Origin of the sequence: Microvirga arabica (assembly GCF_016811235.1) — a bacterium.
GTDB classification, from domain to species: Bacteria; Pseudomonadota; Alphaproteobacteria; order Rhizobiales; family Beijerinckiaceae; genus Microvirga; species Microvirga arabica.
In genome coordinates this window covers 33,932-53,633 of record NZ_JAFBID010000036.1, presented here as the reverse complement: position 1 = coordinate 53,633, position 19,702 = coordinate 33,932, and the positions used below count along the sequence as shown (strand labels likewise).

The 19,702-nt window shown below is 64.8% G+C and carries 16 protein-coding genes; 7 read left to right on the top strand and 9 right to left on the bottom strand.

The window, feature by feature from the left end; translation table 11 throughout:
• A partial coding sequence (locus tag JQC81_RS17860) for a sigma factor-like helix-turn-helix DNA-binding protein (RefSeq protein ID WP_281400301.1) occupies positions 1–206 on the top strand: 206 nt, incomplete at its 5' end.
• Positions 207–212: 6 nt separating this feature from the next.
• Here JQC81_RS17860 and JQC81_RS17855 read toward each other — a convergent pair.
• The 3 genes from JQC81_RS17855 to JQC81_RS17845 form a co-directional block, all read right to left on the bottom strand.
• Positions 213–449, bottom strand: coding sequence for a BrnA antitoxin family protein (locus JQC81_RS17855; protein WP_203273133.1), 237 nt, complete (start codon positions 447–449; stop codon positions 213–215).
• Positions 450–658: 209 nt separating this feature from the next.
• The gene (locus JQC81_RS17850; RefSeq protein ID WP_203273132.1) at positions 659–1,132 is read right to left on the bottom strand and encodes a VOC family protein; all 474 of its coding nucleotides are present in this window, start codon (positions 1,130–1,132) and stop codon (positions 659–661) included.
• Positions 1,133–1,170: 38 nt separating this feature from the next.
• On the bottom strand, positions 1,171–2,718 hold the full coding sequence (locus JQC81_RS17845; RefSeq protein WP_203273131.1) for an MFS transporter: 1,548 nt from the start codon (positions 2,716–2,718) through the stop codon (positions 1,171–1,173).
• Between the two features lie 612 nt (positions 2,719–3,330).
• Here JQC81_RS17845 and JQC81_RS17840 point away from each other — a divergent pair.
• Together JQC81_RS17840 and JQC81_RS17835 are read left to right on the top strand one after the other, a co-directional pair.
• Positions 3,331–4,590, top strand: a complete 1,260-nt coding sequence (locus tag JQC81_RS17840) for a calcium-binding protein (protein ID WP_246520505.1) — start codon at positions 3,331–3,333, stop codon at positions 4,588–4,590.
• Positions 4,587–5,201 carry a calcium-binding protein gene (locus JQC81_RS17835; RefSeq protein WP_246520504.1) on the top strand — a complete coding sequence of 205 codons (615 nt, stop codon included), beginning with the start codon at positions 4,587–4,589 and terminating at the stop codon, positions 5,199–5,201. Before JQC81_RS17840 ends, JQC81_RS17835 begins: the two co-directional genes overlap by 4 nt.
• Positions 5,202–5,289: 88 nt before the next feature.
• Here JQC81_RS17835 and JQC81_RS17830 read toward each other — a convergent pair whose 3' ends face one another.
• Entirely contained in the window at positions 5,290–8,673 is a 3,384-nt protein-coding gene (locus JQC81_RS17830) for a PAS domain S-box protein (RefSeq protein ID WP_203273130.1), read from the bottom strand.
• A gap of 474 nt (positions 8,674–9,147) precedes the next feature.
• Between JQC81_RS17830 and lhpI the strand changes: the two genes are divergently transcribed.
• Together lhpI and JQC81_RS17820 are read left to right on the top strand one after the other, a co-directional pair.
• Entirely contained in the window at positions 9,148–10,863 is a 1,716-nt protein-coding gene (gene lhpI / locus JQC81_RS17825; RefSeq protein ID WP_203273129.1) for a cis-3-hydroxy-L-proline dehydratase, read from the top strand.
• 74 nt (positions 10,864–10,937) lie between these two features.
• The gene (locus JQC81_RS17820; RefSeq protein WP_203273128.1) at positions 10,938–11,954 is read left to right on the top strand and encodes an LLM class flavin-dependent oxidoreductase; all 1,017 of its coding nucleotides are present in this window, start codon (positions 10,938–10,940) and stop codon (positions 11,952–11,954) included.
• Between the two features lie 84 nt (positions 11,955–12,038).
• On the opposite strand, the gene JQC81_RS17815 is transcribed toward JQC81_RS17820, so the two are convergent.
• The 4 genes from JQC81_RS17815 to JQC81_RS17800 all read right to left on the bottom strand — a co-directional run bounded on the left by JQC81_RS17815 (position 12,039) and on the right by JQC81_RS17800 (position 16,679).
• A complete protein-coding gene (locus JQC81_RS17815; RefSeq protein WP_203273127.1) occupies positions 12,039–12,749 on the bottom strand; it encodes a L,D-transpeptidase family protein in 711 nt (236 codons plus the stop codon).
• Positions 12,750–12,979: 230 nt separating this feature from the next.
• Positions 12,980–13,228 carry a hypothetical protein gene (locus JQC81_RS17810; RefSeq protein ID WP_203273126.1) on the bottom strand — a complete coding sequence of 83 codons (249 nt, stop codon included), beginning with the start codon at positions 13,226–13,228 and terminating at the stop codon, positions 12,980–12,982.
• Positions 13,229–13,314: 86 nt separating this feature from the next.
• A complete protein-coding gene (locus JQC81_RS17805; protein WP_203273125.1) occupies positions 13,315–15,606 on the bottom strand; it encodes a putative bifunctional diguanylate cyclase/phosphodiesterase in 2,292 nt (763 codons plus the stop codon).
• A 464-nt stretch (positions 15,607–16,070) separates the two neighbouring features.
• Complete coding sequence (locus JQC81_RS17800) at positions 16,071–16,679, bottom strand: hypothetical protein (protein ID WP_203273124.1); 609 nt, start codon at positions 16,677–16,679, stop codon at positions 16,071–16,073.
• 19 nt (positions 16,680–16,698) lie between these two features.
• Between JQC81_RS17800 and JQC81_RS17795 the strand changes: the two genes are divergently transcribed.
• Together JQC81_RS17795 and JQC81_RS17790 are read left to right on the top strand one after the other, a co-directional pair.
• A complete protein-coding gene (locus tag JQC81_RS17795) occupies positions 16,699–17,628 on the top strand; it encodes a class I SAM-dependent methyltransferase (protein ID WP_246520506.1) in 930 nt (309 codons plus the stop codon).
• 194 nt (positions 17,629–17,822) lie between these two features.
• Positions 17,823–18,755: a DMT family transporter gene (locus tag JQC81_RS17790; protein WP_203273123.1), complete on the top strand. Its 933-nt coding sequence runs from the start codon at positions 17,823–17,825 to the stop codon at positions 18,753–18,755.
• Between the two features lie 3 nt (positions 18,756–18,758).
• Here JQC81_RS17790 and JQC81_RS17785 read toward each other — a convergent pair whose 3' ends face one another.
• Positions 18,759–19,649 carry a LysR substrate-binding domain-containing protein gene (locus tag JQC81_RS17785; RefSeq protein WP_203273122.1) on the bottom strand — a complete coding sequence of 297 codons (891 nt, stop codon included), beginning with the start codon at positions 19,647–19,649 and terminating at the stop codon, positions 18,759–18,761.
• Between the last annotated feature and the right edge of the window lie 53 nt (positions 19,650–19,702).

The window sequence follows — 19,702 nt, the reverse complement described above, 5'->3', positions numbered from 1 at the left end:
AGCAGCGCGAGGCGCTGCTGCTGGTGGGCGCCGAGGGCGTGTCATACGAGGAGGCGGCGCAGATCTGCGGCACCAATCTCGGCACGATCAAGAGCCGCATCAACCGCGCCCGCACCCGCCTGGCGGAACTCCTGGCCCTCGATGCCCAGGAGGATCTCGGCCCCGACCGTCTGGTCAAGGCCGCTTTGTTCATGCAGACGCCCTGATCCCCCCTACTTGCCGGCCGCCTTGCGCAGGGCCGCATTGATGCGGTCCTGCCATCCCGGACCGTCCTGCTGGAAGTATTCGAGCACATCCTGATCGATTCGCAGGGTGACGCTCTCCTTCACGCCCGGAATCGACGGCGCCGGCGCGGGTCCCTCGATGGGCTTGGTTGTGACTTTCTTGAAGGCCGCCTCGGCCGCCTTCAGGGGATCGGTCGTTCTGCGTTCGCCTGGTGATCTCGACATGTCGGTTTCCTCATTGAGAGCTGCCTTGAAGGCCGCTTCGAGCAAGGCGCCTCTGCGCCACCCGAGTTCGTTGAACCGGCAGGGGCGGCGCGATGGAGCGGCGTCTCGGATCGTGAAAAGGAACGCCTGGGTGAACCGGGGGGCAGGGCGTAAGTTCCGAGAACAGCGATGCCGCACAACCCTGGCCGACCGCTCGCTGCGATGGAGCATCAGCCGCGCCGCGCCGCCTCGATGGCAGCGACGTCGATCTTCGTCATGCTCATCATGGCGTCGAATACGCGTTTGGCCTCTTGGCCGCCTGCCGCCAGCGCCTCCGTCAGCACGCGCGGCGTGATCTGCCAGGATATGCCCCACCGGTCCTTGCACCAGCCGCACGCGCTCTCCTGGCCGCCATTGCCCACGATGGCGTTCCAGTAGCGGTCTGTCTCCTCCTGATCGTCGGTGGCGATCTGGAACGAGAAGGCTTCGTTGTGCTTGAACGCGGGACCTCCGTTGAGACCGAGACAGGCAACACCCGCAACCGTGAAATCGACCGTCAGCACGTCGCCCTGCTCGCCCGATGGATAGTCGCCGGGTGCCCGGTGAACCGCATGCACGGCGCTGTCGGGAAAGGTCTCGGCATAGAAGCGGGCGGCAGCCTCGGCGTCCTTGTCGTACCAGAGGCAGATCGTATTCTTTGCCATCGCGTGTTCCTTTCCCTCTGAAGCCGATTCTCTCACCTTTAGTGGTGCACCGCCGCGTTCTCGTCGATATGGGCGCTGGAATAGATCCTGTGCGCCAAGGCGGCCAAGCCGAGCAGCGTGATCGCCGCGAGGGCGCAGCAGGTTGCGAAGCCCAGCGAGAAGCCGCTGCGTGCCACGTCCAGCCATGCCGGCGCGGTGTCTCCCATGGTTTTCGCCGTCTCGACCGCGCCGGCGAGCGTGCTGGAGACGGCGAGCTGCTGGGCGGCGTTCAGCCCGCTCAGGTCCACGCCGTCCATGGTCATGCGATAGACGAGCGTTCCGAGGCTTCCGAGCAGGGCAACGCCGAGCGCTCCGCCGAACTCCGCGCTCGTCTCGGAAATGGCCGAGGCGGAGCCTGCCTGCTCCGGCGGCGCGGTGCCGACGATCAGGCCTGTGGTGGTGAGGACGACGGGCACGAAGCCGAGACCCACCAGCATGCTGGTCGTAAGGACGCCGACGAGGCTCTCGGCATAGGCGGCAACCGCCATCGCGGTGACGCCGACCGCATAGACGAGCAGCCCAAAGAGAACCGTCTTGACCGGCCCGAGCCGGTTCGTGAACCGGTACGCGTGCAACGACATGATGGTGAAGACGAGCGCGGACGGCACGGACCACACGGCCGCCTCGAGCGGTGACAGGCCGAGAACCAGTTGCAGGAAAAGGTTCTGAAACAGGAACACGCCGAACACGAAGAACATGCCGGCCAGATTGACGATCAGCGAGGCGGTGAATGCCGGGATGCGGAACAGGCGCAGGTCGATCAGCGGATGCGCGAGGCTCTTCTGGCGACGCACGAACAGCACGCCGATCAAGAGGCCGGCCGCGATGGCAACGAGCTGGCGCGGCGCGAAGCCGTCGGCCGCCATGTGCTTGAAGCCGTAGATGATCGGCAGCACCGTCCCGAGCGACAAGGCGACGCTGACGAGATCGAGCTTTTCGCCGCCCCCGGTCCTGTATTCCGGCAGCAGGAAGGGGGCCACGACCAGCAGCGCGAGCATGATCGGGATGTTGATCAGAAACACCGATCCCCAATGAAAATATTGCAGCAGCACCCCGCCGATGAGAGGCCCCACCAGTCCCCCTAAGGCGAAGGCGGTGCCCCAGATGCCGATGGCACGATTCCGCTCGTGTTCGTTCTGAAACAGGTTGACCACCAGGGACAGGGTCGAGGGGGCAATGGTCGCTCCGGCAATGCCCAGCAGCGCACGCGCGACGATGAGCTGTTGCGCCGTGCCGGCAAATGCCGCGAACGCCGACGCCACGCCGAACGCGAATGCTCCGATGAGCAGCACGAGCCTGCGGCCGATCCTGTCGCCGAGCGTGCCCATGGTCACGAGGAAGCCCGCGACCATGAAGCCGTAGATGTCGTTGATCCAGAGAAGTTCCGAAGCCGATGGATCGAGATCCGCCACGATGGCGGGCATCGCCAGGAAGAGCACGGACAGGTCCATCGAGTAGATCAGGCAGGCGATCGACAGCACGCAAAGCCCGATCCACTCACGGCGCCCCGCGAGCGGCTGGTCTTGAACGGGTGCGTGTACGTGCATGAGCCGACTCTCATCCTGGCGGGCGGGCACTGTTACGTCCTCGTGAGGATTCGGCAAGTCTCGGAGAGATTGGGTTGGTGATCCTGTTCATCATTGACGGTAGTTGCGCCCGAACGAGCACAGGAATGCGCTGAAGGGGCCCGGGTGAAGAAAACGTCCAAGATTTTGCCGCGTGACCAGGATGGCCTTTGGCACGCGTTCATCCAGATCGTGCGTGTTTAGGCGTCGGTCTCGTGTTTGTGCACGACAGGGCATGGGTGTACGTGCCTGTCCTCTTGCGCAACGTGCGAGCAGGGCGATGGCTGTCGATATCGTAATTGTATCCGCTGGACCCGATATAAAGTTACATAAAATCCAAATTTCTTCAGTAACAGATCATTGATTTCTTTGGCTGTCATCAAAATCAGCGCGCAAGCTTTAGTATAAGCAAGCTTAAGCTCGGCAGACATTCATCGGGTTATTTTGGGTAATCTGCATCCAGTCGCTGATTTGCCGTGTAGTGTCTCCTCAGGGTGAATGCGGGCTTCGTCTTTGTCTTGCGTGCGGCTGTCTGAGAGCCACAGCTACGCCACTCCCCTGAAGCTCACTCGCTACCAACCATGGGAGTCGTCGATGACTGAGCAAAACCATATGGCACACGGCGGATTGTCTGCCGGCGGAGCCAGCGGATCGCATAGTTCGCTGGAACTCAACAGCGCCAACCTCAATGCCGCCCTTCAAGCCTTTGCCGGTGCAGACCGCGTGTTCTTTGCGGACCTGAGCGAACTTAACAATTCCGAAGCCGAAGGCGGGGCTCTGCTCCTGCTCAAGGGCAACCGGCTCACCGTCATCACAGCTGCCCGTGGTGTGGAGGCTGGCCAGATCCACCCGCAGCACATTCACGGCTTCGTGGACGGAAGCAACGCAACGGTGCCGACCCTGGCTCAGGACGATGACCGGGATGGTTTCGTCGAGCTGGCCGAGGGTCTGGACACCTATGGTCCCGTTCTCCTCAACCTCACGTCCCCTCCTGGCTCTGGTGCTTCCGGTTTCCCTGCACCCACCGGTACCTCGTTCCTGTTCTCCCAAACCTACGACCTGTCGGATGCCCGCAATGGGGATCTCGCAAGGCTGCTGGACGACGTATCGCTGAACAGGCGCGAGATCGTTCTGCACGGCAAGTCGGTTCTCGCCGAGCATGGGCAGGGCACGACGGGTGAGGTGGACGGAACGGCAGGCTATAAGCTCGTGCTGCCGATCGCGTCCGGTGAGATCCGGGAACTCTCCTTCAACAGCGCCCTTGCGTCCTTCGAGGCTGCGGTTTCCCTCCAGGTTCGCGACGCTGTTGTCGGCAATGGCGGCAACAACACGCTCAGAGGGACCAGGAGCGACGATAACCTCCAGGGGCGCGGTGGCCGCGATGTCCTGTTTGGCAGGGCGGGCGATGACTACCTGAACGGTGGCTCGGACCGGGACACGCTCTACGGCGGCTCCGACGACGACTATCTCGACGGCGGCTCAGGCCATGACAGGCTGTTCGGCGAATCCGGCGATGACTATCTTGTCGGCGGGTCGGGCAACGACGAGCTGTCCGGCGGATCCGGTCACGATCACCTCTTCGGCGGCACGGGCAACGACCGGGCCTCCTTCAATGTCTCGTCCGGCGGCTCTGACATCGTCAACCTGGGCACGGGCTCCGACACGGTCAGTGTCACCGCTTCCTCGGCGCGGCAGGTTCGTCTCACCTTTACAAGCGCGGAGGTGGGCAACGGAACGGCGACCGATGCCGGTACGATGACCAATCAGGATGGCGGCCTCGGGTTCGCCTCCAGTCCGAAAACCGTGCCGGCGAGCTCGTTGGCGCCATCAGCCGCTTCGACGACGAGGGGATGACGTTCGATGCTGCCAGGTCCGGACTGACCTTTGACGTACGCGACCTCGTCTCGGGCGCAGCCCGCGGCGATCAGTTCGACGTTGTGAGCCTCGGCACCAGAGGCGCTGACAATCTCAAGGCCGTTCAGTCGGGCGACGCCTACTACTTCAATGCCGGCATGGGCAATGACCGGGTAACGGGCGGGAGAGACGACGACTTCCTAGTGGGCGGTGCCGGCAACGACAGCCTCAGCGGCAGTCGCGGCGACGACACGTTCATCGGTGGCGGCGGCAATGACGTGCTCACCGGCGGCACGGGCGATGACGCGTTTATCTTTGCCGCTCCTCTCGACCCGGCAAGCAATGTCGACAGGATCCGGGACTTCCGCGCCGGTGACGATACGCTGCGGCTCGACAACACCGTGTTCGTCGGGTTGACGGACGGGGCTCTGAGCGCCAACGCCTTCGCGCTCACGAGCGCCGCCGCGGAGGCCGACGACCGGGTCATCTACGATCAGAGCACAGGCAACCTGTTCTTCGATGCCGATGGCGGGGCTCGGGACAACCAGACGCTGTTTGCAACTCTGACCAACAGGGCCAGCATCACGGCGAGCGACTTCTTCGTGATCTAGCCTCCTCACGGCCAGCAAAGGTGCCCCGGCCATATGGCCGGGGCACCTTTGTCCGGCCTCAGCTTTGCTCTTCTCCCAGTCGAGTACCTCAACTGCCAGCGTCATCGCCTTTGATGATTGACCGGATCTTCTGCGCCAGAGCGTCCACGGCGAAAGGCTTCGTGATCATTTGCATTCCCGGCTCCAGGAAGCCTGCTGCCAAGGTGGCGTTCTCAGCATAGCCGGTGATAAAGAGGATCTTGAGGTCGGGGCGTCCTTCGCGCGCGGCATCGGCGAGCTGGCGCCCATTCAGGCCCGGCAGACCCACATCCGTGATCAGGAGATCGATGCGTCGCCTGGATTGCAGGATCTTGAGCCCTTCCGGTCCATCCGCCGCCTCCAGGGTCCGGTAGCCGAGATCCTCCAGCACCTCGACGATCAGGCTGCGAACCACCGGCTCGTCCTCGACCACCAGAACCGTCTCGCCGGTCGCGGCCCGCGGCGCCTCGGCCAGGGTCGCCGCCTCGATCTCCGCCTCCGTCTCGCCGCGATAGCGCGGCAGGTAGATCTTGATCGTGCTTCCTTGCCCGACTTCGCTGTAGATCTTGGCATGTCCCTCCGACTGCCGCGCAAAGCCGTACACCATGGACAGGCCAAGGCCGGTGCCCTGGCCGATGGGCTTGGTCGTGAAGAACGGATCGAAGGCGCGGGCGATCACATCCTGCGGCATGCCGGTTCCCGTGTCCGTCACGCAGATGCAGACATACTGGCCCGGCTTCACGTCGCGCTGAGCGGCGACATACGCGTCGTCGAGATGGGCGTTGCAGGTTTCGATCGTCAGATTGCCGCCGTCCGGCATGGCATCGCGGGCGTTGATGACGAGATTGAGAAGGGCGCTCTCCAGCTGGTTGGGATCGCACAGCGTCGGCCAGAGACCGCCTGCCAGCACCACCTCCAGCGTGACCGTCTCGCCGACCGTGCGCCGGAACAGGTCCTCCAGGGAGGCCACGAGCGCGTTCGCCTGCACAGGCCTCGGGTCGAGCGGCTGGCGGCGTGCAAAGGCAAGCAGGCGATGCGTCAGCGCGGCTGCACGGTTTGCCGAGGTCGTCGCCGCGGTGATGTAGCGCTCGGCGGTGTCCGTCCGTCCCTGCGCTATCCGCGTGCGCAGCATGTCCAGGGAGCCGATCACCCCGGTCAGGAGGTTGTTGAAGTCGTGAGCGATGCCGCCCGTGAGCTGGCCCACCGCCTCCATCTTCTGGGATTGACGCAGAGCCTCTTCCGTCTCCCGTAGGGTTTCGGCCGCAGCCCGCTCCGCCGTGATGTCGCGGCCGATGGCGTAGAATAGTCCTTCCTTCGGCACGGCCGTCCAGGAGATCAGCCGGTAGCTGCCGTCCTTGGCCCGGAAGCGGTTCTCGAACCGGAACGTCTGAATCCCTTGGTCGAGGCGTGAAAGTTCTGCGAGCGTATTTTCGGCATCGTCCGGATGGATCAGACCCAGGAAGTTGCTGGCCAGAAGTTCAGCCTCCGACCAGCCGAGCATCGCGGTCCAGGCCGGATTGATCGCCAACAGGGTTCCGTCGGCCCGGCACACATCCATCAGGTCCGTGCTGAGCTGCCAGATCTGGTCTCTTTCCCGCGTCCGCTCCTCCACCTCGGCTTCCAAGGTTTCGTTCAGACGCCGCAGCGCCTCTTCGGCGCGCCGGCGCTCTTCGATCTCCCGCTGCGCTTTCTGGAACAGGCGGGCGTTGTCGATGGCCACCGCCGCGCCTGCCGCCAAGCCGACGATCAATCGCTCAGACCGCGCGTGGAACACGCCGGGCTGCGCATGCCCGAAGAACAAACCGCCGATCACCTCGCCCGAGCGCGACGTCACCGGCACGGCCAGATAGCTGCGGACCGGCAGGTGGCCCGGGGGCATGCCCCGGTGCGGCTCCGAGTGTCCGTAGGCCGGATCCTGGGTGATGTCGTCCGACCGCACGATCCGTTCGCCGCTGAACGTTGGGGCGAAGACATGCGTGTTGCGCGGCATCGGGAACTTGGAGAACGCTTCGCGCGGAACGCCGGAGATCGCATAGAGCATGTAGCTCTCGCCCGCCTGACTCTCCACGTTGTAGAAGAAAGCGCCGAACTGGGCCCCGGTGAGCTCGACACCCGCATCCGTCACCTTCTGCACGAGCCGGTCCAGGTCGAGCTCGGACGCGGCGGCTGCAAGCGCCGTGTTGAGGATCTCCAGGGCGCGGGTCTCCTCCAGCAGGGCCTCCTGGCTGGCGCGCCGCTCCGAGATGTCCTCCGTGGTGCCGTACCACTTGACGATCTGCCCATCGTCCCCGCGCCGCGGAGAAGCGCGCGAGTGCATCCAGCGATACTCGCCGGCGCGCATCCTGACCCGGTGCTCGATGTCGAAAGGCTCCCCCGTGGCAATGGAGTGCGCCCATGCCTTCAAGGTCGGCTCCACATCGTCCGGGTGCATGGCCTGCGCCCAGGTCCCGCCCAGTCCCGTGGTGCCGGTCCAGTCCTGCCAGCGACTGGCGACGCGATCGAGCTGGCCGTTGGCAAGGGACGTCCAGCTGACCTGGGGGCTCAGTTCGACCGTATGGCGGTAGTGGTCCTCCGCCTCGTGAAGCAGAGCCTCCGCGTGCTTGCGCTCGGAGATGTCGCGGTAGAAGACCGCCAGGCCATCGGGAGCCGGATAGGCCCGGATCTCGATCCAGGCCTCCCGTCCGTCAGGCCATGTGTACCTGTTCTCGAACATGACGGGCACGCGCTCCGCCATGGCCTTCTTGTACAGCTTGCCCAGCGGAGAGTTCTCCGTGTTCGGCCAGACCTCCCAATGCGTGCGCCCGACGATCTCGGCCTCGGCCCGCGTCTCCAGCCGCAAGCCGGCCGGGTTGATCCGGAGAACGCGGAACTCCCGGTCGAGGAGCACGAAGGCCTCGTCCATGCCATCGAGCACGCCCCTGGCGCGCTCCTCGCTCTGGCGCAGGGCCTGCTGGCCGAGGACCTTGCCGGTCGTCTCCGTCGCGGCGCAGAACATGCCGGCAATCTTGCCGTCGTCATCCCAAATCGGGTTGTAGGAGAAGCTGAACCAGGCTTCCTCCCGATAGCCATGGCGCTCCATCGGGATCAGCAGATCCTCGTGCCAGCTCGCCTGGCCGGCCAGGGTCTGGTCCACGAGCGGCTTGATCTGCTCCCAGATGTCGGACCAGACCTCGGCGAAGGGGCGGCCGAGGGCGCCGGGATGCTTGGCGCCGAAAATCGGCACGTAGTCGTCGTTGTAGAGGAAGGCGAGATCCGGCCCCCAGGCGATGAACATCGGCTGCTTGGCGTTGAGCATCAGGCGCACGAGGGTGCGCAGCGTCCGTGGCCATGTGTGCGGCTGGCCCAGCGGCGACGTGCTCCAGTCGTGCGCCCGCATGCGCGCGCCCATCTCGCCACCGCCTTCCAGGAAGGGGTAAGGGGCGCTGGAAGTCGGTCCGCTCCTGCTAGTGTCCATCCGGATCCTCGATGACAGCTTGCGCAGGGCCTAGCCGAGCATGCCGAGGCAGATCAAGCCAAACGGACCAACAGCAACGATCGTCCTGAATGGGGCTGAGCGTGTTCCGGACCAGGATCATAGGCAAACGACAGGGGGAGGATTCCCGATAGGGCGAATGGTTTGCCATAGGTGCAAAGGGAGCCGAAACGAAGGTGTGACGGGGATACGATCTAGAGCAACCAAAAGGGATCTCAACGCCAACCCTCTTCCTAAGGTAGCCTGGCTCATGGTTCTGGTGAGGGGGTCTAGATAGTGTTTTTTGCCACAGGCATCGTCTGCCCCCTTGCCTGAACCAGCTTGGCGGCATCGGGAATGAGGAGCGTATCGCCTTTGCCGAGGCAGCCTTGATTCCCTCCAACCAAGCCTTCAAGGTTTCGGATCGCAGGACAAAGGCCTCGAGCCTGAATAGCCCATTGAGCCAGGAGCAATCGCGTGAATCTCACAAGTTACGGCAGGACACTGGTAGCCGGTGAGGCACGGGGCGAACTGCTCAGCGCGGAGGTGGGTCTCAGCTTCTGGGGCGGCGTGGATCCTCAAACGGGGATCGTCATCGACCAGCATCATCCTTTGCGCAACCGGAGCCTGGCCGGGCGGGTGCTCGCGATCCCGAGCGGCCGCGGATCGTGCTCCGGAAGCGGCGTGCTGCTCGAACTGATCCTGAACGATCATGCGCCGGCGGCCATCGTCATCTGCGAGCGCGAAGAGATCCTCACCCTCGGCGCAATGATTGCCGAGGTGGTCTTCGACCGGTCGATCCCGGTGCTGCGGGTGGACCGGGAGGTGTTCGCGCGCCTCGGTGAGTACCGGTATGCCAGAGTGGCGGGAGCCGGCCTTCAGCTTCTCCACGAGCCGCCCGCTGAGGATTGGCAACCCCACGGGTTACAGCATGAGGTCTCTGGAGAGACGTCCGTCCACCTGGATGCGATCGACCAGGCGTTCCTCTCGGGCCAGCACGGCAAGGCGGCGGAAATCGCCATGCGCCTGCAGCTGCGGATGGCCGCCGTTCAAGAGGCCGAGGCCTTCATGGACGTATCCCAGGTGCATGTCGACGGCTGCATCTACACCGGGCCGGCGAGCTTGCGCTTTGCCGAGATGCTGGTCGCGTGGGGAGCGCGCGTGCGGGTGCCGACCACACTCAACGCCATCTCGGTGGACAAGCGCCGCTGGCGTGCACAGGGCGTGGCAGACGACTTGGGAAATCCGGCGAGCGCCTTGGCGGATGCCTACCTTGCCATGGGCGCTGAGCCCAGCTTCACCTGCGCGCCGTACCTGCTCGAGAGTGCGCCCCGATTTGGCGAGCAGGTCGGCTGGGCGGAGTCGAACGCGGTGGTCTATGCCAACAGCGTGCTCGGCGCCCGGACGATGAAATACCCGGACTACCTGGACATCTGCATGGCCCTGACCGGGCGTGCTCCGCTCGCGGGCTGCCATCGCGATGCCGGACGGCGGGCGACGCTCGCCCTGGATGTTGAGATGCCTCCGGAAGCCGATGACAGCTTCTGGCCGCTGCTCGGCTATTGCTGCGGCGCCATTTGCGGCACCGAGATCCCGCTGATCCGCGGGCTGGAGACGAGCGCTGCCGGGCCGGACGCGTTGAAGGCCTTCGGTGCAGCCTTTGCCACGGTGGCTGCCGCACCGATGTTCCACATCGCCGGGATCACGCCTGAAGCGGACGGGCAAACACCGGAGCGCCAAGCGCGCATCGAAGTGAGCGCGTTGCAGCAGGCCTGGGAGGCGCTGAACACCGCCACATCGCCGGAGGTCGGGCTTGTCAGCCTCGGCAATCCGCACTTTTCCTTAAGCGAGTGCGCGCGCCTGGCCGCGCTCGTGCGGGGGCGGACCAAGTCGGCGGATGTTGCGCTGATCGTGACCTGCGGCCGGGCCGTGTTTGAGGCGGCCTCGCAGGCCGGTCATGTGGCCGAGGCCGAAGCCTTCGGCGTGCAGTTCGTGACGGATACCTGTTGGTGCATGCTCGGCGAGCCGGTGATCCCTCCGGCGGCTCGAACGCTGATGACCAACTCCGGCAAATACGCGCATTATGCGCCGGGCCTGGTTGGGCGAGGGGTCCGGTTCGGCAGCATGGCCGCCTGCGTGGAGGCTGCCTGTCACGGCCGTGCGCAACAGGAACCGCCGGCCTGGCTGCTTTGACAAGGTTGATCTGCCGGGGCGGCGGGCGTACGAGGTCCCGAACCGGCTGCAGGCCTTTGCACAGGAACCGCCTCATGAAGAAGATCGGCTTTCTCTCGTTCGGACATTGGTCGCCTACGCCCGGGTCGCAGACCCGGTCCGCCCGCGACACGCTGCTCCAGTCCATTGAGCTTGCCGTGGCGACCGAGGAACTGGGCGCGGACGGCGCATACTTCCGCGTCCATCACTTCGCCCGCCAGCTCGCCTCGCCGTTTCCGCTGCTGGCGGCCATCGGCGCAAAGACCAGCCGCATCGAGATCGGCACCGCGGTCATCGACATGCGCTACGAGAACCCGCTCTACATGGCCGAGGATGCGGGCGCGGCCGATCTGATCAGCGGCGGCCGTCTCCAGCTCGGCATCAGCCGCGGCTCGCCCGAGCAGGTGATCGACGGCTGGCGCTATTTCGGCTACGCGCCGGAAGAAGGCCAGAGCGATGCCGACATGGCCCGCCAGCACACGGACGTGTTTCTCCGCGTGCTGAGCGGCGAGGGCTTTGCCCAGCCGAACCCGCGCCCGATGTTTCCCAACCCGCCCGGCCTCTTACGCCTCGAGCCGCACTCGGAAGGCCTGCGCGAGCGCATCTGGTGGGGCTCCGCGTCCGACGCCACGGCCGTGTGGGCCGCGCAGCAGGGCATGAACCTCCAGAGCTCAACCCTGAAGGAGGACGAGACGGGCGAGCCCTTCCATGTGCAGCAGGCCCGGCAGATCCGCCGCTACCGGGAGGCCTGGAAGGAGGCGGGGCATGCCCGCGCGCCGCGCGTCTCGGTCTCGCGCTCCATCTTCGCGCTCATCGACGACCGCGACCGCGCCTATTTCGGCCGCGGCAAGGAGGGCGACCAGATCGGCATCATCGACAACATGCGGGCGATCTTCGGCCGCTCCTACGCGGCGGAGCCGGACCGGCTGGTGGAGGAGCTGAAAGCCGACGAGGCGATTGCCGAGGCCGACACGCTGCTGCTCACCGTGCCGAACCAGCTCGGCGTCGCCTACAACGCCCATGTGATCGAGGCGATCCTGAAGCACGTCGCCCCGGCGATGGGCTGGCGCTGACGCGCCGGCCCCGCCGATGCTGGCGCTCTTGCTCGAGCATCGGATGAACCCCAAAAGTGCAGATCCACTTTTGGGTCCGATGCTTTAGGCCGGCAGCACGATCACCTTGGTCTTGACCGGCGTGCGGTCGTAGAGGTGCATCATGTCCTGGGTGAGCAGGCCGACGCAGCCGCTGGTGATGCCGTTGCCGATCGATTCCGCGTCGAGGCTGGCATAGATCGTGTAGAGCGTGTAGGCGCCGTTCTGGTAGAGATGGAGCGTGCGCGCGCCGAGCGGGTTGTCGAGGCCGCCCGGCATGCCGCGGGCCCATTTGGCGGCTTCGGGCTGGCGCTTGATCATCGCCGCGGGCGGGGTCCAGGTGGCCCATTCGCTCTTGCGCCCCACATAGGCGTCCCCGCTCCACCGGAACCCGTCGCGGCCCACATTGGCCCCGTAGCGGGTGGCGTTGCCGCCGTCCTCGATGCGGTAGACGTAGTAATTGCCCGGATCGACGATGATCGTGCCCGGCGCCTCCTTGGTCTCATAGCGCACGGTCTTGCGGAAATACTTCGGATCGACCTTGCTCACGTCGATCGCCGGGATCGGGAACTTCTCATCCGGCACCGGCCCGTAGAGCTTTGAGGCCTCGGCAAGGCTCATGCCGTCCGACGTCACGCAGCCGGCGAGCCCCAGGGCGCCGATTCCGGCCGCCGATCCGGCCAGAAACGACCGGCGGCTCAAAAGCCCCGCTCGGCGCTCCATCAACCCCGCCTCGTCCGTCCCGCCGGCACCGGCGTTTTTAACCTGCCTGATCATGATTGGCCATTTCCCTTGTCCTGGCTGCCCGGCGCAACAAGGCACCGGCAACCACCCGCTGAATGTTTGGTTAAGCGGGAGAGTGCCGTCACAGGGCGCGATTGGCAAGTCCGGGCCTATAGGCGGGGACCAGGGCGTAACGGTGCGGATGACCATGGTGGGGCAAAGGCGCTCCTCGTACGAGGGTGCGTTGGGGCTTTCGGGGTCGGCAATGGGGCTGCCTTGGGGCCTCAACGGGATTGCTGCATGAGCGGGATGGCCTCGAGGGAGGGGAACTCCAGGATGATCCCGTCTACATCGTCATTCACTTCAAAATATGCCGCCACGCAGTTGGCCGACTGCTCGAACGCGGTACCTACCAGGTTCCGCGCCATCGCCTTTGTCAGCTCCCACGCCTGACCCACATTGCGCAGAGCCTCACCCTCGAGATCAGGGAGGGCGCCCTCCCTGATATCCCCATTGAAGCAGATGCGCGCCATGGATGTTTCTGAGGCTTGAGGCGATGGGTTCTCGGTGGAACCCGCGAAGCACCAAGCAATGCGGAGCTGCTCCCTCGGTGCCGCTCTCAGATTGTCGAGGATGCAATGGTGAGAACGCCTCTTGGTTCGGGTTGTGGCGCGTGATCGAGCAAACGTGCGACCTGCTCTCTGGTCAGGGCCCTGAAGTACCGGTAGCCCTGCAGTTCGTCACAGCCTGCACTGCGCAGGAAATGCTCCTGTTCCCTGGTTTCGACCCCTTCGGCCGTGACTGTCAGGTTCATTGCTTGGCCCAGGGCGACGATTGCACTGATGATCGCCCCCGCGCTGTCTTCCCGTCCCAGGCTGCTCACGAAGGAGCGGTCAATCTTGATCTTGTCCACTTCGTAGCGGTGCAGATAGCCAAGACTTGAGTAGCCGGTTCCAAAGTCATCGAGCGCGATCCTGAAACCTGCCGCCCGCAGCTTCCTCAGCGTCTGAGCCGTTTGACCTCCGTCGTCGAGGAGGACCCCCTCGGTGATCTCAAGCTCAATTCTTCGAGGGTCCACACCGGTCTCGCGGACAACCTCCATCACGCGTTCTGCAAAGCCGTCAATGCGGAACTGGACCGGTGACAGGTTGACCGAGATGAACAGATTGGGCCAGTGGCGCGATGTTGCACAAGCCTCCCGCAGAACCCATTCGCCCAGCTGCGAGATGAGGCCTGTTTGTTCGGCAACCGGGATGAACTGATCGGGCAGAATGACTCCTCGTGTAGGGTGGCGCCACCGTACCAATGCCTCAAGGCCTACGATAGGCTTGCCTGCTCCCGCGACTTGAGGCTGATAAGCAACCTCCAGTCCTTCTCCCGACATCAAAGCGACCCGGAGCTCCTCCTCAATGGTTCCGCGTACCTTAACAGTTTCGTCCATCTCAGCCGTGAACAGGCGATAGCAGCCTCGACCTTCTGCTTTGGCGCGATAGAGCGCGATGTCGGCTTTTCGCATGATCTCGACACGCTCGGAGCCTGCGTCAGGCGCTACGGCGATGCCGATGCTCACGCCCACGAAGGCCTGATGGTCAAGAATATCAAAGGGCTCGCGAACAGCTGCAAGAATGCGGGTGCACAGAGCGTCAATGTCCTCGTCGCCTGCAATCCCTGTCTGCACGATGGCGAACTCGTCACCCCCCAGGCGTGCAACGGTGTCGCTGCTCCTCAGGAGCTTCGTCAGTCGTCCTGCCAGTTCCCGGATGAGGCTGTCGCCGGCATGATGTCCCAATGTGTCGTTCACATGTTTGAATCGGTCCAAGTCCAACATCAGCACGGAAATCTTTTCACCACGCTGAGTACGGGCCAGGGCCTGATCAAGGCGGTCGTCGAACAAAGCCCGGTTCGGCAAGCCCGTGAGCACGTCATGGAAGGCAAGGTGCTGAGCCTGGGCCTCACTGGCGCGGAGTTCGACGACCATGGTTTGAAGAGCCGACATCGCGCGCGCAAGCCAACCAAGAAGCAGCCCCATCAGAACAAGAATGAGCACGCTGAACAGGGCGCCGGCCGGTCCGATGATGCCAAGGATCTTTGTGCCCGGCGTCTCAGGCGTCCAGACGAAGTAGCCGATGCGACCTCCCGCATCGGAATCGAGCGGAACTGAGACTTCCGCGCCTGCCTTGTCCTCCGTTAGTGAGAAGCGCAGCCCCTCGATGAGGTTCTTTTCGGAGAGTTGCCGGAGGAATGCGCCGTCGAGAAAGCGGATGCTGACCAGAATGAACTCGCTCCCGGACTGCTGCATGACCTCATCCGAGTGAGGGACAATTTTCATGGCGCTCACAGCTGCGGGCCGGCCGGTCAGCTTCAGGAGATGGGCATCGTACACTGCCCGTCCTGAGGTTAGATACTTTCCGTCCTGCGCGGACCTAGCGGAATTCTCATGAAGGGGGCCCTGCGTCTCCCGCAGTTCTGAGAGGTGGATTCCAAGCTCCCGCTCGATCTGGCCGAAGGTGCGTGGTTCGACCAGGGCGCCATCGACGGCGGCAAAGACGGGCTCATCCTGAGCGTTCAGAATGTAAACCTGATCGTGCCCATAGGTGCGGGTGAGCCAGGAGCCGAGATTCTCATCAAGCCACTCTATATCCAAATTCGTCTTGTTGAGCTGAAGAATCGGGTCGTCCCAAACGGCTACGACTTCCTGTTGCAGTGAAAGCTCGCGTAGGATTCCTCGAACACTCCGCTCTGTCATCTGGAGTTGGCGATCGATGGCGGCGGCATCACTCTGACGGACCGCCCAATACACGGCCAATGCTGCGAGGCCGAGCGCTATCAGAGTGATCACCGCGATCAGTGGCAGAGCCTTGCCTGAGACCTTCAGACCCGCCCGGTTGATTGAGAAAGCTTCATTGCGCAATTTTGCCACCCACCGCATGAGGGCGCCGGCATGATGTTATGGACTGCCCTATGCCACATTGTTCTTCTTACGGCTTTGAATATCTTTGGTATTGGTACGTATGGGAAAATCAGTCTGTGCTGACAGACCTGAAAATGCCGGACTCTCACCGGCCCGGTGGAAGGGCCTCATGCCTTGAGGGGGGCGTACATCGCTCGCCTCCTCATCCACCACGATATCGTGTCTATAATCATAGCTTCGCCGATCCTGGAAGTAAGTCAACAATGCCGTACCGGCTTATCCCCGAATTGAGTCGGTACAGTTAATCTTCAGATCACCTTGCGCGCGGGGCTAATTCATCACACGACAGCTTTGTCTTACGCAGAACCGAAGACGTTAAGATCGGCGCCGGGTTGAAGGTCGCTCCGGATGAGGATGTTGAAAGGTACGCTGACAGTACTTCCCTGATCTTCGAGTTCTCCTCCTCAAATCCCCGCCCCATTCTCAAACGTCCATCGATAGCGCTCGTCATACTCCTTCTCCTCGCGCTCGATGCGCTCCAGATGGGCCGCGAGTTCGTCGCGCAGCTCGTGGAGGCTGCGGCGGGGCTGGTTGTCGATCTCGTATTGCCCCGGCGGTAGGGGCGGGTGGGCGTGCATGTCCATCTCGCCGAGCGTCCGGGTGAGGCGGGCGAGCGGCTGGAGGGCGCGCCCTGCAACGGCGATCGGCTGGTCCTCCAGCTCCTCCGCGTGGCGCTCGGCGAGGCGCCAGAGCTTTTCCGTGAGCTCCTGGCGCCGCTCGCCCGTGACGGGACGGGGCGCTTTCCGTCGGCGCTCCGGCTCCGGGTTGAGGCGCACGAGGCGGGCCGCGGCGGCCGCTCCCGGCGGACGGCGCCAGCCGCCCTGCGCGGCATAGCGCGACAGGGTGGAGGCCGAGACGCCGAGCGCCACCCCGATGCGCTTGAAGGGGAGGGTGGAGCCCTCCACCCATTCGCGCAGCTCCGCGATCCGCTCCGGGGGGAGCTTGTCCCGCGGATTCGCCGGGGCCGGGAGCTCGGGGGCAGAGGAATCAGAGGCAGGGTCCCTGTGCGTCATGGTCGTCGGGTCTTTGCGAATGAGTACAAACCATGAACAAGATAATGTTCGCCGGTTCACCGTCAAGGTTGGCGTCACTCGGGTGAGGGCGTTGCCGTGCGTGAGCCTGCGCCGTACACTCTCCGGTGGGGGCGCGGAGGTTTGTCCGATGCCGATTGAACCGGGCCTGTGGGGCGCGGGAGACGCCTACGAGCGCTATATGGGCCGCTGGAGCCGTCAGGTTGCGCCCCGGTTCGTGGAGTGGCTGGCGCTCGCGCCCGGCGGGGCTTGCATCGATATCGGCTGCGGCACCGGGATTTTGGCCGCCGCCTTGCTGGAGGGGGCCGCGCCCCAGCGGATCGTCGGGATCGACAGCGCGCCGGGCTTCCTCGAGCTGGCGCGGGCGCGGGTGGCCGATGCGCGGGCGGCGTTCAGGCCCGGGGATGCGCTGGCGCTGCCGGAGGGCGACGATACCTTTGATCTTGCGGTCTCCGGGCTCGTGCTGAACTTCCTGCCCGACAAGGCGGCGGCGCTGGCCGAGATGGTCCGGGTGGTGCGGCCGGGCGGAACGGTCGGGCTCTATGTGTGGGATTATGCCGGGCACATGCAGATCATGCGCCGCTTCTTCGATGTGGCGGCCGCCCTCGACCCGCGGGCGCTCGACTTCGACGACGGGGTGAAGGCGCCGGTCTGCCGGCCCGGCCCGCTGCGGGAGCTTTTCATGGGCGCCGGCCTCGAGGGCGTGGAGGTGCGGGCCATCGACATCACCGCCGCGTTCGAGAGCTTCGAGGATTACTGGACGCCCTTCCTCGGCGGCACCGGCTCGGCGCCGAAATACTGCATGTCGCTCACCGAGCCGTCCCGGGAGGAGCTGCGCGAGCGGCTCCACGCCCGGCTGCCCACGGGACCGGACGGCGAGATCCTGCTGGCCGTGCGGGCCTGGGCGGCCAAGGGGCGGGTGGCTGGGTAGGAACGCGCATTCCAAGACGTTCCAGCGCAAGATCAAAGGGTTAGCGGGCGTTCCAAGCCGTTCCAAGGGCGTTCCAAGGCCTCCGCCTTGGAACGTTTCATCACCGTTCCAAGGGCAAACGATCAGATATCATCATTTGTCTTGATGGCTTGGCGGGCGTATTCCGGCAGCTCGACGACACGAACGGATACCCCATGAGCCACGCCACCGCCGCCATGCCCGCCCAGAGCCCGAGCCGGATCGACGGGTCGACCCTCGGGCTTTACGCCGCCACCGTGTTCCTGTGGGGCGTGAGCTGGATCGGGATCCGGGCGCAGCTTGGGGTGGTAGCGCCGGAGATGTCGGTGCTGTGGCGCTTCCTGCTGGCGGCATTGCTCATGTGGGCCTGGGTGCTCGCCACCGGGCACAAGGTGCGCTTTGCGCTGAGTGACCACCTGCGGTTTGCGGCGGTGGGGTGCTGCCTGTTCTCGTTCAACTTCATCTCGTTCTATTACGGCGGTTTGAGCATTCCGTCCGGCCTGCTCTCGGTGGTGTTCTCCCTCGCCTCCGTGTTCAACCTCGTGCTCGGCTTCGTGATCTTCCGGCAGCGGCCGGAGGCCCGGGTGGCACTGGGCGGCGTGATCGGGGTGGCAGGCATCGTGTTCCTGTTCTGGCCGGAGATCACCGGCGCGGGCTTCAACGCGGCGGCGCTCCAAGGGCTGGCGCTCTGCGTGATGGGCACCCTGTTCTTCTGCTCGGGCAACATGATCTCCACCATGGTGCAGCGCCGGGGCGTGCCGCTGCTCTCCGCCACCGCCTGGGGCATGACCTATGGCTGCGCGGTGCTGCTGGCGCTGAACCTCGTGCGCGGCAACGCATTCATCATCGAGCCGACGCTGAAATACGTGGGCTCGCTCGTCTATCTCGCGGTCGGCGCGTCGGTGCTGGCCTTCATGTCGTACCTCACCCTGCTGCGGCGTCTCGGGGCCGCGCGGGCGGGCTACGCCACGGTGCTGTTCCCCATCGTGGCGCTCACGGTCTCGACCCTGATCGAGGGCTATGTGTGGACGCCGCTTGCCGTCATCGGCGTCGTGCTGGCGCTTGTGGGCAACGTGCTCGTGCTGCGGCGTCCGGCTGCTGCGAAATAAGGGTTATTCCGCCGCGATCGGCTGCATCGTGCGGGTGGAGCCGAGATTGTCGAGCGACTGCTTGATGTGGAAGCCGAGCGCGTCCGCCAGCGGGTTCTCCTCGCCGCGGGCGCGGATGAGGCCGATCTTGCACGAGGGCAGGGCCGGGAAGCCGTCGGAGGGACCTAAGATGCGCATGCCGGGGCGCACGGCGCTTTCCGGCAACACGGAGACCGCAAGACCCGCCAGCACCGCCGCGCCGACGGCGGTGGAATGCCAGCTCACATAGGCGATGCGGAACGGCCGGTCGGCGCTCTCCAGGGCTTCCGTGGCCGAGTGGCGCCAGTCGCAGTTGGGGCGGCCCAGCGCCAGGGGAATCGGGCTCTCCTCGTGCACCCCATGCCGCGATGACGTGACCCACAGCAACTGCTCGATGCGCACGATCTCGGACGGGCCGCGCCGGTCCACATGGGTGATGATCGCGAGGTCGATGTCGCCGTGCTGGATGCGCTCGATCAGGTTGTGGGTGGGCTCGCACATCACCGTCACCTCGGCCTTCGGGTTGGAGCGCGAGAAGCGGGCTAGGATCTCCGGCAGGTAGCGGTCGGCGTAGTCGTCGGGGAGGCCGAGGCGCACGCGGCCGGTGAGCTCGTTGTCGTTAAAGGATGCGATGCACTCGGCATTGAGCCGCACGATCCGGCGGGCATAGTCCAGCAGGCGCTCGCCCTCGTCGGTGAGCTTCGACAGGCGCCCGTCGCGCTCGAAGATCGCCTTGCCGATCCGGTCCTCCAGGCGCTTCATCTGCATGGACACCGCGCTCTGCGTCTTGTGCACGATCTCCGCCGCGCGGGTGAACGACCCGGTATCGGCAATGGCAACGAACGTTCTCAGCTGGTCAATGTCGAGCAGGTGCATGGCGCAAACCTCATCATCAATCCCGTTGATGATACATATCTCAAACAATCGTT

Coding starts and splice junctions, on each gene's coding strand:
- JQC81_RS17855 (WP_203273133.1), bottom strand. CDS start 449: ATGTCGAGATCACCAGGCGAACGCAGAACGACCGATCCCCTGAAGGCG.
- JQC81_RS17815 (WP_203273127.1), bottom strand. CDS start 12,749: ATGATCAGGCAGGTTAAAAACGCCGGTGCCGGCGGGACGGACGAGGCG.
- JQC81_RS17820 (WP_203273128.1), top strand. CDS start 10,938: ATGAAGAAGATCGGCTTTCTCTCGTTCGGACATTGGTCGCCTACGCCC.
- JQC81_RS17840 (WP_246520505.1), top strand. CDS start 3,331: ATGACTGAGCAAAACCATATGGCACACGGCGGATTGTCTGCCGGCGGA.
- JQC81_RS17795 (WP_246520506.1), top strand. CDS start 16,699: ATGAGTACAAACCATGAACAAGATAATGTTCGCCGGTTCACCGTCAAG.
- JQC81_RS17785 (WP_203273122.1), bottom strand. CDS start 19,649: ATGCACCTGCTCGACATTGACCAGCTGAGAACGTTCGTTGCCATTGCC.
- JQC81_RS17830 (WP_203273130.1), bottom strand. CDS start 8,673: ATGGACACTAGCAGGAGCGGACCGACTTCCAGCGCCCCTTACCCCTTC.
- JQC81_RS17835 (WP_246520504.1), top strand. CDS start 4,587: ATGACGTTCGATGCTGCCAGGTCCGGACTGACCTTTGACGTACGCGAC.
- JQC81_RS17845 (WP_203273131.1), bottom strand. CDS start 2,718: ATGCACGTACACGCACCCGTTCAAGACCAGCCGCTCGCGGGGCGCCGT.
- JQC81_RS17800 (WP_203273124.1), bottom strand. CDS start 16,679: ATGACGCACAGGGACCCTGCCTCTGATTCCTCTGCCCCCGAGCTCCCG.
- JQC81_RS17790 (WP_203273123.1), top strand. CDS start 17,823: ATGAGCCACGCCACCGCCGCCATGCCCGCCCAGAGCCCGAGCCGGATC.
- JQC81_RS17850 (WP_203273132.1), bottom strand. CDS start 1,132: ATGGCAAAGAATACGATCTGCCTCTGGTACGACAAGGACGCCGAGGCT.
- JQC81_RS17810 (WP_203273126.1), bottom strand. CDS start 13,228: ATGGCGCGCATCTGCTTCAATGGGGATATCAGGGAGGGCGCCCTCCCT.